The organism is Ligilactobacillus ruminis DSM 20403 = NBRC 102161, assembly GCF_900113455.1.
GTDB lineage: Bacteria > Bacillota > Bacilli > Lactobacillales > Lactobacillaceae > Ligilactobacillus > Ligilactobacillus ruminis.
This window is the reverse complement of sequence record NZ_FOPI01000008.1, coordinates 33,796-49,063: the sequence shown is the minus strand read 5'-3', so window position 1 is coordinate 49,063 and position 15,268 is coordinate 33,796. Positions and strand designations below refer to the sequence as shown.

Below are 15,268 nucleotides of genomic sequence, written 5' to 3'. Positions count from 1 at the left end.
GTTCGGAAAATTCATCGATTCCTTTGCAGCAACAGGAACTCTCTTAGCGACTCATCAACCTACTCTTCCGCTCAACATTATTCTAAATATGAATTTTTATACAGACTAACATTCAATCATCAGTTTGTCAAATTACTTTTTTTGAAACCATGACGCTATCTTGCCAAAAAATCCGCTTTCATCGCTTTCTTTCAGCGTCATCAAAGGAACCGTCTGCCCCTCAAGCCGACGGGCTATGTTTCGATACCCTTTTGACGCCGGACTCTTTTCATTCAAGACGATTGGTTCGCCCTTGTTGGAAGTTCCGATAACCTCATCATCGTCAAAGACGATTCCAATCAATTTAATCGACAAATGGTGAGTAATCTCATCAACATCCATCATCGTTCCGTCATTAACCATTCGCTTTTTAATACGATTAATAATAAGCATCGGCGGTTCATCAAGATCAGCCTGTTCCAGCAGACCGACTACTCGATCAGCATCCCTGACAGCTGAAATTTCGGGTGTCGAAACAACGATAGCTTCATCAGCGCCAGCAACCGAATTGGCAAAACCTTGTTCAATCCCAGCCGGACAATCAAGCAAAATATAGTCAAAATCACTCTTCAGATCAGCAACGATTGCCTTGACTTCCTCCGGCTCAATCGCAGACTTATCGGTATTTTGTGCAGCCGGCAGCAAGAAAAGCTTGTCTTCAAAGCGTTTATCTTTGATAATGGCCTGATGAAGCTTGCACCTTCCTTTGGCAACGTCAACAATATCATAAATAATGCGATTGTCAAGTCCCAACACAACGTCCAGATTGCGCAAACCGATGTCAAGATCAAGCATGATAACTTTTTTGCCCATTAGAGCCAAAGCAGAACCAAGATTGGCCGTTGTCGTCGTTTTACCGACGCCGCCCTTTCCGGACGTAATTACAATTGCTCTTCCCATCAAATCAAGCCTCCATTTTGTGTAAATACTTTTGGCCGAATCGTCTTAAGTTCGGTAACATCAGCCGTATCAAGCGCGTGCAAATCATTTACGTAAATCAATTTTTGCATGTCCTCATAATCGGTTTCAGAAACGATCTCAACCAAGTCGGCAATTCTTACTTGTTGCGCATGGGCCATATTGCCGCACACGACAGCAAGAGCATCATTTTTTGCCCCTGCATGAATAACTCCTTCAACTCTTCCCAAAACAAAAATGCTGCCGGTCGCTTTTAAAATGCCGCCCTTGTGAACTGATCCGCAAAACAAAACGTCACCGTTCATTTCCTTAATCTGGCCGTTTCTGATGATCTCGCAACAAAGATGAATCGTTCTGTTATCCAAAAATTCAAGAAAGCTTCTTTTGGAAAGAACGTCAGCATTTAGTTTGCGAATTGAAAACCGCGGATAATTTTCGAATATTTCCTCAATCTCTGTTTGTTGCTCCTGATTGAGCAACCTGTTGCCCGTGTTTAATGCAAAAGTCAGCTTGTCACCCTTTGAAGTTTTCTCATTTTGAACCTTTTTTAAAATTTCATCAATTTCATTTTTTATTTCGTTAAATGAGCTCACATCTTTAAGAATAAACTCATACCCTTCTTTGTGACCTTTTAAAATAACTGACGGCATTCAAAATTCCCCCTCATCAATTACGATATGTCCGTAAAAACCCTTTTGACAGGAACGAACAAAATTACAAATAGTGCGATATTATAGACCAGAGTCGGCCAAAGAACACGCATAACAAATTCGTCAAATTGCGTCGAAGCTTGTCCGATCAACGAAAATGCAAAATAATTCATCGCAGTCAAAATCGTAATATCTATCAGATATATCAATAGTACCATAATAAATGGGGCTTTTCCGAAAAATTGCGTCGCTTCGCGATTCAAATAAACGATGAAAGGAACAATGATGGTCATTATCCCCAAAAAGCCAGTATAGTACACATCAAAAAGCAATCCTGAAAGAAAAGCCCAAACGTAAATATGCTCGACTTTTTCATCGCCATAAAAAATTGCCATCACGAACCAAAGTAAAATTAATCGACTTTCAATTGCGACATTGGAGGTAAACATTTGACTCGCAAGAATGCTCGAAAGCGTTCCGTCAAGCAAAAATGCCAGAAACAAGCCAACAGGAAAGACGTACTTCATTTTTGACGTTTCCATCTGCTCACCCCTAATCTATCCTTTTCGCAACCGTAACGACACTAAGATCAGCCATATCAGCTGCGGGTTTGATGTAAATTTTTGAAGGCAGGCCGTAATCATCATCGGCTACTCGGACAACTTTCCCGACCAAAAGGCCCTTAGGCGTATTTCCGCCCATTCCTGACGTAATGACGCTCGTGCCTTTTTTGATTTTGACCTTTGACGTGACCTGTCCCATGATCAGCTCATTTTTTTCAGAATTGTAGCCCGTGATCAAGCCGTTTACCGTCTCGTCTTTGGAATTGATCAATTGGACGGCAAAACGATTTGCATCATCATTTTCGGTCGATAAAAGTTCAACTTTGCTGTTTGTCTGATTGACTTCAACGACGCGGCCAACAAGACCTTCCTTTGACATAACGGCCGCATTCTTGACGACGCCCGCCGTTTTGCCTTTCGAAATAATGACTTGATTTTGCCATGCTGAAGGCGTTCTTGAAAGAACGTAAGCGCTGATTTTATCATAATCAGTCAAACTCTTGTTAAGTTTCAGCTGACGCTTGAGCTGTTTGTTTTCTTTTGCCAATGTTTGATTTTCAACGCGTTGTGAGGCCAAACTGTCGACTTCTTTTTTCAGTTTCTGATTTTCTTCGTACGTATTTAACAAGTCAGATACGTTACTGCCTACTTTGGCAACACCATTAACCGGATAGCTGACTACCGTGTTGACAACTCCGGCGGCTTCGTTTCCGAACTGAACGATAAACGGCGGCATTGAACGATTATTGCGCACACTGATTGAAAATGCAATCAGCAAAAAGCTGACAATCAAGCCAAGCAGTGTCACAACAAGTTTTTTATTGAAAAAGAACTTCTGCATAATTTCACCTCATAAAAATTAAGAGGTTGGACGATCAAACCCAACCTCCTAATGAAACGACTTAATCGTCAATCCTAGTTTTTCTTCATTACATCGATATTTTTCAATGATTCACCGGTGCCAACCGCAACACAGTCAAGCGGATCTTGTGCAACGAATACCGGAACCTTTGTTGCTTCAGAAATAACATCAGGTAAATGACGAAGCAATGCGCCGCCACCCGTCAGGACGATCCCGTGATCGATAACGTCAGCTGCAATTTCAGGAGACGTTTCTTCAAGCGTTTCTTTAATTGCCGTAATGATTTCTTCAACGACTTCTTGAATGGCTTCAGCAACGTCTTCAGCCTTGATTTCAATCGTCTTGGGAAGTCCCGTAACAAGATCGCGACCGCGAATCGATTGCGAATCAAGCTGTTTTGCAGACTCGACCGAAGCAGAAGCAACGTCAATCTTAAGCTGTTCGGCCGTTCTTTCGCCAATCAGCAAATTGTAATTCTTGCGCACGTAGTAGATGATCGAATCATCAATTTTATCACCAGCCATGCGAATCGAACGGCTTGAAACGATTCCTCCAAGCGAAATCGTTGCTACGTCAGTCGTACCGCCACCGATATCAACAACCATGCTGCCCGTAGGATCCATCACAGGAAGGCCTGCCCCGATAGCTGCTGCAAAAGGCTCTTCAATAACGTAAGCATCACGAGCACCGGCAATTCTTGTTGCATCGATAACGGCGCGCTTTTCAACTTCCGTAACCCCGCTAGGAACGCATACCATCACATATGGCTTTGAACCCTTGTGACCAAGTGCTTTTTCGATATAATACTTCATCATGGCAACAGTTGTATCATAATCAGCAATAACGCCGTCTTTCATTGGGCGAATAGCCACAATGCTTGCGGGCGTGCGACCAATCATGGCACGGGCTTCTGAACCGACGGAAACGATTTCGCCTGTCTTTGTATTCTTAGCTACGACTGAAGGTTCGCGCAAAACGATTCCCTTTCCTTCAGCATAAACGATTGTATTTGCTGTACCTAAATCGATACCAATATTTTTTGTTCCGATTCCGAACACGATGTTCCATCCCTTCATGTTTCTCATTATCTGAGCAATAATTTCAGTCTATTTCAATTGTATCATTGAAACCTATTGTTTCCAATACGTTTTCAAAATAATTCACGCGGTTTATTATAGCATAGATCCGGCTCTAATTGAATTGCTGAAACTTGAAAATCGTTCTGAAAGGCCTATCTTTAAAATATTTTAAGAAAACTTAATCATTAATGACCGTCACCATTGCTGCCTGAAAACTTTTTTTGCCTTCAACTTCGCAAAATTCAACGCGCTGTCCTTCTTCCAAAGTTTTGAAACCTGAACCAACCAACGCTGAAAAATGTACGAAAACATCTTCGTTTCCTTCGTCCGGCGTAATGAATCCGTACCCTTTCTTCTTATCAAAAAAATGAACCGTTCCTTTAAGCATTAAAATCCTCTCTTTCGCTTATCCGATAATATTTTCTTCACGCATGCTGAGATATGAGCTGTTTCCGACAATGATATGATCCAATAGTTCAATTCCCAAAAGATGTCCGCATTCTTCCAGTCTCTTTGTCAAACTGAGATCATTTTCAGAAGGCGTCGTATCCCCGCTCGGATGATTGTGCACGACGATTATGCGGGCAGTACTAAGTCTCAAAGCTTCTTTGAAAATTTCTCTTGGATGAACAGTTGCCGAATTCAGAGTCCCCTTGAAGATTTTCTTTTGCTCCAAAACCTGATTTTTGGTATCAAGAAAAAAACAGACCAGTGCTTCTTGCTTTTCATCACCCAAAACATCAATCATGTATTTTCCGACCACTGAACTTGAACAAAACTGTCCCAAAGGCAGATTAAACTGACATTTCATTCTTTTGGAAAATTCGCAGATAGCCTCCATCAAAAGCGATTGCTCGTCATTTCCAAGCAAAAGCTCCCAATTTTCAGGAACAAAATCTTTAATCTGAAATAAGCCTGAAAAGTCCTTGAAAAATGCATTGCATGCTTCTGAAGCCCTTTTGCCCTGCATTTTTACGTTGAGCAAATAATATAACAACTCCTTGTCTGACAAAGACTGCACGCCAAAACGCTTTATTCGTCCCGTTAAATACTTGCTTGAAACCTCATTGACCAAACTCATGATTATTTCCCCCTCTCAATACATAAATTCGTAAATCGAAAGGGAAATATTTTATTTATTTTCTTTTTCGATATAATTTTTCACGCAGACGAGGTCATCAAGCACCGCAACGGTGTGCTCGCGCTCGAACTCGCCGGCGGGGATGACGTCCGGAACCATGATGACGGGAATGCCGGCATTGTTGGCGGCCAGAATGCCGTTATGGGAATCCTCGATGATCAATGCCTCGTCCTTGGCCGGGCTGCCGGAAATCTCCCAGGCCGTGTTGAAGATGTCCGGAGCCGGCTTGGCCTCCACGACGTCATCGGCGGAAACGATGCGCTTGAAGTCGTCTCTCACGCCGACCTTGTCAAGATAGTACAGAATGTCCTTCCTGTAGTTGCTTGAAGCCAGCGTGAACGGAATGCCGCTTTCCCTAAGATAGGCCGAAAGCTCCGTGAAGCCCGGACGAAGCTCAAGCTCGCCCGCCTCAACGACCGGATAGATCTTGTCCATGCTGAGCCTGACGAACCTTTCCACCAGGTTCCTGTCACCGTAGTCCTCCGTCATCTTCTCAATCATGTGCTCCGTTCCGGCACCGACGAACTGACGGTAATATTCCATCGTGAAGCCCTTGATTCCAAGTTCCTCAGCCGCAAGCTGATTCGACCTGAAGTAAACCTTCTCGGAATCAATCACAACTCCGTCCATGTCAAAAATCACCAATTTTACACTCATCTGAGTCCACCTCGTTCTAGTATGTGCTTTCTCACGTCCGATATGAAATACAGCGATCCGGACGCCAAAATCAGATCGCTTTTTTGCATAAGCGCTGCTTCAAGCGCTTCTTTCCAATCATCGATTTCAATCGTCCGTGGATGATTTTCATGCATTTTTTTCGGACTGGCCACTTGTCTTGGACCGTCAAATCCAGTCAAAATTATACTTGCTTTTGGATTTTTAAGCAATACATCAATCATCTCACCTGAATTTTTGTCAGCTAAAATACCCAAAATAACTGTAATTTTCTTGCCTTTGAAATTTGTTTCAAGCGTTTTTTCAACTTCTTCCATAGCGGAAGGATTATGCGCGCCGTCCAAAACAATCAGCGGATCTTCCTGAATTTTTTCAAATCGACCCGGCCACCTGGTATTTTCCAAGGCTTCACCAGCCTTTCTCCGATCGATTTTGATTCCTTCGATTTCTGACAAAACCTTGAATGCCGTTAATGCGCAGGCAGCATTGTCAACTTGAAAATTACCGAACAAGCCCGTCCTTTGAAGCGGCCATTTTTCCTCTTCAAATTCATATGCGAAGCTTTCTCCCCAAAAATGATCGCAGCCTTCTTCAAGCCTGGCCCGATAGTCAACTTCAGGCTGATAAATGCGACTGTCTTGTTCTTTTGCTTTGCTTAAGATGACTTCAAGCGCTTCTTTTGGAAGTTTTCCGATGATGACCGGGCGCTTTTTCTTAATGATTCCGGCCTTGTTTTCCGCCACCTTTGCGATCGTGTCTCCCAAAATATTTGCATGATCCATCGCAACCGTCGTAATGACTGAAACGATCGGATCGATAATGTTGGTCGAATCATACGTTCCGCCGATTCCGACCTCAATGATTGCATAATCAACTTCCATTTTTACAAAATAATCAAGCATTATTGCCGTTAAAACTTCAAATTCTTTTGGACCGTCATTGTCAAACTCGTCATCAATCCTTTCGATGACAGGCTTGATGCGTTCGACCTCTTCAACCAACTCATTATCAGGAATCATCTCACCGTTAATTGCGACTCGCTCGTTGAACCTGACGATAAAAGGAGACGTAAACGTCCCGACGCGATATCCGTGAGACATCAGCAACTCTCGCAGATATGCGGTCACTGACCCTTTCCCGTTCGTTCCCGTAACGTGAATCAATTTCAGTTTTTTTTGAGGATTTCCCATCAGTTCAGCCATCCTTCTCATTTTGACCAGTGAAGGATCCTTCGTAAATTTTCTTCTGCCGTGAATAAACGAGACCGCCTCGTCATAACTCATCTGTGCCATGTTCCGCCTCCGTATCTGTGTCATGGCTCCATTATATCACGTGAAATGCAGAGCCGTAACCGAAAGAAACTCAAGAAACGGGGACCCAATCATAATTCCCGGACTGTACGAAGACGCAGATCATCCGTTTCATCTGAATGCGCATCACTTGCTTATCTCAAGTTCCGGCAGACTGTTGATAAGGTCGACCGTCTGAATGGATACGTTAATGATGCGCAAAAGAAGATTGTAAATGTACTTCGGATCATCGCTGAAGTCGTTGGGATCGTCTGTAATCCCTGACTTCCTATCAGTTTTAATCTGGTACTGGTCCATAATCCATTCAATTGCCGAGCGACCGTTGACAACATATTCATAAGCTTTTTCAGGAATGTTTCTGATGGTTATGTCATCATTGAAGATGATAGTCGACCTGTCCTTTTCAAATTTTCCTGTTTCAGGGCTTTTGACCTTGGCAAATCTCATCTTCTTGACAACATAGCTTGGATCTGACTTTTCCTCAATGTCAACACCATCATAGACAGGAACATTTTCATAATTGATGTGCAAGTCCATCAATTTTCTGCCAATATCTACAAAATCCTCCTTGTGTTTCACGTTGGGAATCCTAGGAAATTCCTTGGCTAAATCCATGGCATACATTCTTTCATATTCATTGGAACTCAGCACACCATAAACATAAGGAAGCACATCATCATCATTCAAATCATCCAACTTCCTAAGTACATCAAGTCTTATTGAGGAATACTCTCCCAAATCATCGTACAGATACTTCGGTAAATTCTGTGAACCACCAGCAAATAAATTGACATCTGTAACAACATCAGTTGTTAGTAAGGTAAATCTCTTTCCCTCGGTTTTATTTGACAACGCAATAAGAAGATTGCTTGCATCCTTTGTTGGAAATACGCTGGCCATACGATATTGCTGGTCTACTAATTCTTTAGAATAATAAACATACTTTTTTGTGAACGGGCGATACATTCCTAAATATATGCGATTATCCTTAAAATCAAGTTTCTCCCCCTTTTCGAATTCCCTCTTCAATGAACGCGTCCATGAAATTTCCTTGCTGTCTTCTGAATAAACAGTTTTATCCCCTAAATTATCATTGTAATACTCAATCGTCCCCTCTATTTTTTCTCTAACCCGTGACTTCGAAAATCCCCACGACCAAGCATCACGACCAGTTTTAATTCCACCTGTATAGTCTACAAATAAAGCTTCCTTACTTTTCTTATCCCCCAGTTTAATCAGACTGTCAAAATTAGAATTTCTCTGGTTTATCCAGTCACCCTTTTCATTTGGGATTATATTTTCAAATAAGTTCTCTTCTTCAATACTCTGGATACTTTGAAAATTCCTTATCTTTTCAAGCTTCTCTTTCTTTGACAGACCATCACCTATGTCATAATAATGCAGAGTTCCCTTTCCGTTCCTTGAATCATCCTTGACCAACAATATTATTGCCACACCGGTCATTATATCAAATATATTTTCCCCTTCTCTGGCAATTTGTTCTTTAGAACGGCGCCTGATTTGCCCTTTTAAATTAACTATATAGATATCTGCAAATTCTTCCATCAAGCTCTTTCTCATTCCATCCATTGCCACACCGTCAATATAGGAACTATTTGTAATAAAGCCAATAACACCCTTGTCAGATAATCTGTCTGCGGCCCATCTCAATGCCTTTATATAAGAATCCATCAATCCATTTCTATTAACAGCCTTCGATGTGTCAACCCACATTTTCCTTAACGCGTGTTCAAGCTTAGGATAATTGTTTCTGGTATAGTTTTTGTCTTCATTGTCTTGCTTGGCTGAATACGGAGGATTTCCAACAATTGCCGTAATCGGCTGCTCCTGCTGCTTCTTCAGGCGCTCATTGTTCTCGCCAAGCAGTTCATCCATAAATGAATTTTCACGTTCGGTGCTTTCAAAGGTATCCGTAAGAACAATACCCTCAAACGGCTGATAGCCACGGCCAGGTCCGTTTATTTCGTCAAAGACCGATTCGATGTTGATGGCGGCGATGTAGTAACTCAGAAGCACGATTTCATTGGCGTGAAGTTCATGCATGTACTTTCTCAAAATATCATCATACGTAATTTCTCCGGCATCCATCTGCTCCTTCAGATACTGCAGCGTCCGCGTGATGAAGGTACCTGTACCCGTGAACGGATCCAGAACATGCACGTTCTCACTTGAGATCCGCTTGCCGAAATACCTGTTCAATGCATAGTCAACCGACCTGATGATGAAGTCGACGATTTCAACAGGAGTGAACACAATCCCCAACTGTTCCGTCGTACTCTTGAACCCTGTTCTGAAGAACTTGTCATAAAGAGTCACGATAACCTTCTGCTTTGCCTCGGCATTGTCAATTCCCGATGCACGAAGCCTGACTGACTCATAGAAAGGTTCAAGTTCCTTTTGCTCCTTGTCGAAGCCGAAGACGGAGAAGGCGGAAATGACGTCATTCATCGCATGAGAGACGGGATTGTCGTTGACAAAGCTGTATTCATCAAACAAGGCCGAGAAGACAGGCTGGGTAATCAGATGCTGAGCCAGCATTTCAACGGCCTGATTCCTGTCAATTGAATCATTGATATTATAGTGCAGGCTCTTCATGAACTGGTCAAATGCCATTCTGGCACCCTTTTTCTCATCAATCAGCGTGTTGATCTTGTTGATATGCCTCTTGGCAATATCGGCAACGTCCTTTGACCAGTCCTCAAGGTAGCGACGATCACCGACCTTCTGGACAATCTTCCCGTAGAATGCCTGCTCTATGGCACCCATATCCATTCCGAGGTCAAGCTCAGTCTGAACATAGTTCGGACCATTTTCACCCTTTTCGCCTTCACCGGCTTTTCCGCCTTCTTCAGTGACTTCAGAACCAGGCTTGGTGGAAACACCGATAAGGTTGATCTTCCTGCTCTTCTTCCTGTTGAGTTCCAGTTTGTTGATTTCAGATTCAAACCGTTCGTCAATTGACCTCAGGGCGTTGAGAACCTGCCATATTTCCTGATACTTCTGGTTGTTGTCAAGCACAGTTTCCGGATCAGCATCGGCATCAATGACAACAGGCAGGATAATATAACCGTACTCCTTACCCTCATAGCGGCGCATGATGCGCCCGACGGCCTGGACAATGTCAACCTGCGACTTCCTGGGACTCATGAAGATGATTGCATCCAGATTGGGAACATCGATTCCTTCCGTCAGGAAACGGACATTGGAGAGCACACGAGCCGTATTTTCAGGCATGTCACTTGCCAGCCAGTCCAGTTCCGTCTTCTTCTCCATGGCATTCAGACCGCCGTCGACATGATGAACGTCAACGGAAAAGCTTCCCTCTGCATACTCCCCGAGATAATCATTGACAACGTCATTGAACTCATCGGCAATCTGCTTTGAGTGCTCAATGGTGTCAGTAAACGCGATGGCGCGCTTCATCGGTGCTCCTGAAATCGCCCCGTTCATTCCATTGCGCTTCGTCATCGCATTCCAGATGCCGATGATCTTGCCAATGTCACTGGTATTGAGTTCATTGTCCTCGGAAGCCATGATATTCTGCATGTTCCTGTCAACATACTTTTCGTTGACTGCAAGGACGGAAACCTTGTAGTCAGTGAGATAGCCGCGGTTTACCGCCTCACCGAATCCAAGGCGGAAAATTTCACGACCGTAGATGCTCTCATCATCCATTGAAGCAAGCTCGACACTGTTTGACTCAGCCTTCTTCTTGGCATCGGGTCCGTAAACCTTAGGCGTTGCAGTCTGATATAAACGCAGCCTGCCCTTTACGTTGTCATTGCCGTGAACCTTTGTGAACATACTGTCTTCACCAAGCTTGGAAGAACCTGTTGTCCTGTGCGCCTCGTCTGCAATGATCAGGTCAAATTCCGGATAGCCTGCCTCCTGTGCCTGATGAATGACGTCAATCGACTGATAAGTTGAGAAAATGACTGTCATGTCCCTGCCTTTGGAAGTATCTATGGTCTCATAGTTTTCCATCAGTTCACTGACATTTGTCGTAGCGGGAAAGCCAACGTCCTTGGCAGTCAGATTGTCATCGCCGGTCTTCTTCGTGGCCTTCCTGTCAGACACGACGGAGAAGGAAATCATGTTGATGTCATCGGAAACATCGGAATTCCAGTTGAAGAGCGTCTGCGAAAGAAGCTGAATGCTCGGAACCAGGTAAAGGATGTTGTAGTTGCTGCCTCCCTTTTCCCTGTACAATGCCTCGGCAATCTTGAGACTGGTGAACGTCTTGCCGGTGCCGGGTGCCATAATGAGCTTGCCACGCTCATTATCCCTGAAATATTCAACTGATTTTTCAATTGCTTCCTTCTGATAGTCACGAAGTTTCTTGGCAGGCTTTTTGTCAATGGCATCAGCGCTGCCAAAATCAAACATCCCCCAGTCGATATCAGCGTTCTCAAGATCCGTAAGCCCGATACGCGCAATCGGCTTTGACAATCCCGCCAGCGCCCTTTCGGCATTGCGGTTCCATTCATCGGTTGTTGAGATGATGATGCCGTCAGCGTAATAGTCTTTGGCAGCTTCAGCGACAAATGAGTTGATGGTGTCCTTGCCAACCTTGTTCTTGTAGAACTTGGCCTGAATTGCAGTCAGCTTGCCGGTATTACGGTCCCTGGCAACAATGTCCACACCTGTATCCTGATGCGGGATATCATACTCCTCCGGAAGATCACTCAACATCCAGACATCGCTGTACTTGTTCCTGTAGGCGGGCTCATTCTTGAAATATGCAACGGCCAGCTTTTCAAAGGCCGTTCCCCTGTCTCTTTGATTGGTCATGTCATTATTAATATGTTCAATTAAATGATTAAATGCATTCATAATATCTGCCTTTCCCTTGAATTTCCTAAGTTCCATGCCCAAAAGGACCCTGTCCTTGAACTGCTCGCCGGCAATTATTGAGCCGCTTGCCGAAACAAGATGCGAAATAATCAAAAAAAACGCCTCACGTATCATAATATACGTGAAGCGCATCCATTGTTCATTCAGAAAGCCACTCGCCTTCAGTCATCCTCATGCTTGTGCACGGGCTCATGACCGCTCGGCTCCACACCTTGTCTAATCGGGTTGCACCTCGCAGCCCGTTCCGCCCAGGTACTCTCGCTTGGCAGGACGAGCCTGCCGGCGTTCGAGCAGGCCTGGTGCTCGCGGGCTGACCGCTCGGCTCCACACCTTGTCTAATCGGGTTGCGCCTCGCAGCCCGTTCCGCCCAGGTACCCTCGCTTGGCAGGACGAGCCCGCCGGCGTTCGAGCAGGCCTGGTGCTCGCGGGCTGACCGCTCGGCTCCACACCTTGTTCTTACATTTCCTTTTCCAGTTCCCCGATTCGGATCCTTGTCGCCTCGAGCTTGCTCCTGTAGCCGGCAAGTTTTTCTTTTTCGCTGTTTACGACTTCTGCTGGAGCGTTTGCGACGAAACGTTCGTTTGAGAGTTTCTTTTCACCGCGTTCGACTTCTTTTTCAAGTTTTGATGCTTCTTTTTCAAGACGGGCATGCTCTTCGTTGAGGTCAATCAGGTCGGCAAGCGGCAGATAGACTTCGGCGCCGGTGATGACGGATGTCATTGAAAGGGCAGGAGCCTCCACGTCAGCTGAAATCTCAAGCTTCTTCGGATGGCAGAAGCGGTTGATGTATTCAACGTTTGCATCGAAAACCGACTTTGTGTCTTCCGAAGTCGTCCTGATCAAAATGTCGATTGCGCTCGACATCGGCGCATTAACTGAAGCGCGGCTGTTTCTGACCGCTTTGATAAGTTCAATCAGGTTATCCATCTGCTTTTCTGCTTCCGGATTGTCGAATTCCGGATGTTCAACAGGATATGCGGCCGTAACGAGCGATTTTCCGTCATGCGGCATCGTCAGCCAGATCTTTTCCGTGACGAACGGCATGATTGGGTGCATCAGACGCAGCGTTTGATCAAGCACGTAGCACAAGATGTTTTGAGTATTGTGCTTGAGCTTTTCATCGGAACCATTCAGATCTTCCTTGGCCATTTCGATGTACCAGTCACAAAAATCGTTCCAAATGAAATTGTAAAGAGCACGTCCGGCTTCGCCAAATTCAAAGCCGTCAAACAAACGCGTAACTTCTTTGACCGTCTTGTTCAATCGACTCAAAATCCACTTGTCGGAAAGCTGCCATTCCTTAATGTCAGGTAAATCTTTTGTCGTCTCTTCATCGAGGTTCATGATTACGAAACGACTCGCATTCCAAATCTTATTGATGAAATTCCATGCGGCATCCATCTTGGTGTATGAGAAACGAACGTCTTGCCCAGGAGTCGATCCGGTTGAAAGGAACCAGCGCAGCGCATCGGCACCGTATTTGTCGATAACGTCCATCGGATCGATTCCGTTGCCGAGAGACTTGCTCATCTTGCGTCCTTGTTCGTCACGAATCAAACCATGCAGCAAAACGTGCTTGAACGGCCTGCGTCCCGTAAATTCAAGACTTTGGAAAATCATGCGGGATACCCAGAAGAAGATGATGTCATAACCGGTAACCAAAGTATCCGTTGGGAAGTAGCGCTTAAAATCCTCTGATTCGGTATCCGGCCAACCCATTGTCGAAAACGGCCACAAAGCGCTTGAGAACCAAGTATCCAAAACGTCTGTATCCTGTTCCCAATTTTCGATGTCTTCAGGTGCTTCTTCACCAACGTAAGTCTCGCCCGTCTTCTTATTGTACCAGGCAGGAATTTGATGTCCCCACCAAAGCTGACGCGAAATAACCCAATCATGAACGTTTTCCATCCATTGCGTAAACGTCTTTTCAAAGCGTTCGGGAACAAATTTAACGGCATCATCAGTTTCCTGATTTTTCAAAGCGGCTTCCGCTAATGGTTTCATCTTGACGAACCATTGAGTTGAAAGACGTGCTTCAACCTGAACCCCGGTCCGTTCCGAATGACCGACGCTATGAACAATCGGTTCGATGTTGATCATATATCCTTGATCTTGAAGATCGGAAACGATTGCCTTGCGAGCTTCAAAGCGATCGAGTCCGCAATATTTGCCAGCATTTTCATTCATCGTCGCATCATCGTTCATCGTATTGATTCGTTCCAGATTATGACGATTGCCGACTTCAAAGTCATTAGGGTCGTGGGCCGGCGTAATCTTGACCATCCCCGTCCCGAATTCGGGATCAACGTACTGATCGGCAATAATCGGAATATGGCGCCCTTGAAGCGGAAGAACGACTTCCTTGCCGACAAGATCCTTATAGCGTTCATCGCTCGGATTAACGGCAACCGCAACGTCGCCCATCATCGTTTCCGGACGCGTCGTCGCAATCTCAATATAATGTTTCCCGTTGAAAGTATGCTCCGGATCAACGAACGGATATTTCACGTGGTAGAAAGCACCTTTGTCATCTTGGTGAATGACTTCGATGTCTGAAAGAGCAGTTCTTGCCTTCGGATCCCAGTTGATGATATATTCACCGCGATAAATCAAGCCTTTTTTATAAAGGGAAACAAACACCTTGCGAACTGCCTTGGATAATCCTTCGTCCAAAGTAAAACGTTCGCGATCGTAATCAAGCGAAAGACCAAGTTTTGCCCACTGCTGCTTGATAATGCTTGCATATTCGTCTTTCCATTCCCAGACTTTGTCAACAAATTTTTCTCGTCCCAGATCATAGCGTGAGATTCCTTGTTCTGCAAGACGAGCTTCAACTTTTGCCTGCGTTGCGATTCCGGCATGATCCATTCCCGGAAGCCAAAGAGTATCAAACCCTTGCATGCGTTTTTGCCTGATCAGCATGTCTTGCAGAGTCGTGTCCCAGGCATGGCCCAAGTGAAGCTTGCCGGTTACGTTCGGAGGCGGGATCACGATTGAATAAGGCTTGGCCTTTTTGTCGCCGCTCGGCTTGAACAATCCGTCGTTTACCCATTGTTCGTAACGTCCGGGTTCAACTTGACTCGGATCGTATTTTGTTGACATTTCAATATCTTTTGCCATTGAGTTTCTTCCTTTCCTTTGTCAAATGCAGTGCTC

The 15,268-nt window shown here is 44.6% G+C and carries 11 protein-coding genes; all 11 read right to left on the bottom strand.

What is annotated here, in order from left to right; translation table 11 throughout:
• Positions 1 to 132: 132 nt before the first annotated feature.
• Positions 133 to 939 (bottom strand): septum site-determining protein MinD, encoded by an 807-nt coding sequence (minD, locus tag BMZ95_RS03125; protein WP_014073735.1) that lies wholly within the window; start codon positions 937 to 939, stop codon positions 133 to 135.
• Positions 939 to 1,607: a septum site-determining protein MinC gene (locus tag BMZ95_RS03120; protein ID WP_014073736.1), complete on the bottom strand. Its 669-nt coding sequence runs from the start codon at positions 1,605 to 1,607 to the stop codon at positions 939 to 941. Before BMZ95_RS03120 ends, minD begins: the two co-directional genes overlap by 1 nt.
• A 20-nt stretch (positions 1,608 to 1,627) precedes the next feature.
• Positions 1,628 to 2,149, bottom strand: coding sequence for a rod shape-determining protein MreD (gene mreD, locus BMZ95_RS03115; RefSeq protein WP_014073737.1), 522 nt, complete (start codon positions 2,147 to 2,149; stop codon positions 1,628 to 1,630).
• A gap of 10 nt (positions 2,150 to 2,159) precedes the next feature.
• Complete coding sequence (gene mreC / locus BMZ95_RS03110; protein ID WP_014073738.1) at positions 2,160 to 3,011, bottom strand: rod shape-determining protein MreC; 852 nt, start codon at positions 3,009 to 3,011, stop codon at positions 2,160 to 2,162.
• 74 nt (positions 3,012 to 3,085) lie between these two features.
• Positions 3,086 to 4,090, bottom strand: coding sequence for a rod shape-determining protein (locus tag BMZ95_RS03105; protein ID WP_014073739.1), 1,005 nt, complete (start codon positions 4,088 to 4,090; stop codon positions 3,086 to 3,088).
• 199 nt (positions 4,091 to 4,289) lie between these two features.
• Positions 4,290 to 4,499, bottom strand: a complete 210-nt coding sequence (locus BMZ95_RS03100) for a cold-shock protein (protein ID WP_003698712.1) — start codon at positions 4,497 to 4,499, stop codon at positions 4,290 to 4,292.
• 18 nt (positions 4,500 to 4,517) lie between these two features.
• Entirely contained in the window at positions 4,518 to 5,192 is a 675-nt protein-coding gene (gene radC, locus BMZ95_RS03095; protein ID WP_014073740.1) for a RadC family protein, read from the bottom strand.
• A gap of 51 nt (positions 5,193 to 5,243) precedes the next feature.
• Complete coding sequence (locus tag BMZ95_RS03090) at positions 5,244 to 5,909, bottom strand: HAD family hydrolase (protein WP_046922063.1); 666 nt, start codon at positions 5,907 to 5,909, stop codon at positions 5,244 to 5,246.
• Positions 5,906 to 7,219 carry a bifunctional folylpolyglutamate synthase/dihydrofolate synthase gene (locus BMZ95_RS03085; protein WP_046922062.1) on the bottom strand — a complete coding sequence of 438 codons (1,314 nt, stop codon included), beginning with the start codon at positions 7,217 to 7,219 and terminating at the stop codon, positions 5,906 to 5,908. Before BMZ95_RS03085 ends, BMZ95_RS03090 begins: the two co-directional genes overlap by 4 nt.
• A 144-nt stretch (positions 7,220 to 7,363) precedes the next feature.
• Entirely contained in the window at positions 7,364 to 12,205 is a 4,842-nt protein-coding gene (locus BMZ95_RS03080) for a DEAD/DEAH box helicase (RefSeq protein WP_455768892.1), read from the bottom strand.
• Positions 12,206 to 12,568: 363 nt separating this feature from the next.
• On the bottom strand, positions 12,569 to 15,232 hold the full coding sequence (locus BMZ95_RS03075; RefSeq protein ID WP_046922061.1) for a valine--tRNA ligase: 2,664 nt from the start codon (positions 15,230 to 15,232) through the stop codon (positions 12,569 to 12,571).
• Positions 15,233 to 15,268: the final 36 nt, after the last annotated feature.

What these genes read in the sequence shown, in the direction of transcription:
- minD (WP_014073735.1), bottom strand. Translation starts at nt 939, where the DNA reads ATGGGAAGAGCAATTGTAATTACGTCCGGAAAGGGCGGCGTCGGTAAA.
- BMZ95_RS03120 (WP_014073736.1), bottom strand. Translation starts at nt 1,607, where the DNA reads ATGCCGTCAGTTATTTTAAAAGGTCACAAAGAAGGGTATGAGTTTATT.
- mreD (WP_014073737.1), bottom strand. Translation starts at nt 2,149, where the DNA reads ATGGAAACGTCAAAAATGAAGTACGTCTTTCCTGTTGGCTTGTTTCTG.
- mreC (WP_014073738.1), bottom strand. Translation starts at nt 3,011, where the DNA reads ATGCAGAAGTTCTTTTTCAATAAAAAACTTGTTGTGACACTGCTTGGC.
- BMZ95_RS03100 (WP_003698712.1), bottom strand. Translation starts at nt 4,499, where the DNA reads ATGCTTAAAGGAACGGTTCATTTTTTTGATAAGAAGAAAGGGTACGGA.
- radC (WP_014073740.1), bottom strand. Translation starts at nt 5,192, where the DNA reads ATGAGTTTGGTCAATGAGGTTTCAAGCAAGTATTTAACGGGACGAATA.
- BMZ95_RS03090 (WP_046922063.1), bottom strand. Translation starts at nt 5,909, where the DNA reads ATGAGTGTAAAATTGGTGATTTTTGACATGGACGGAGTTGTGATTGAT.
- BMZ95_RS03085 (WP_046922062.1), bottom strand. Translation starts at nt 7,219, where the DNA reads ATGGCACAGATGAGTTATGACGAGGCGGTCTCGTTTATTCACGGCAGA.
- BMZ95_RS03075 (WP_046922061.1), bottom strand. Translation starts at nt 15,232, where the DNA reads ATGGCAAAAGATATTGAAATGTCAACAAAATACGATCCGAGTCAAGTT.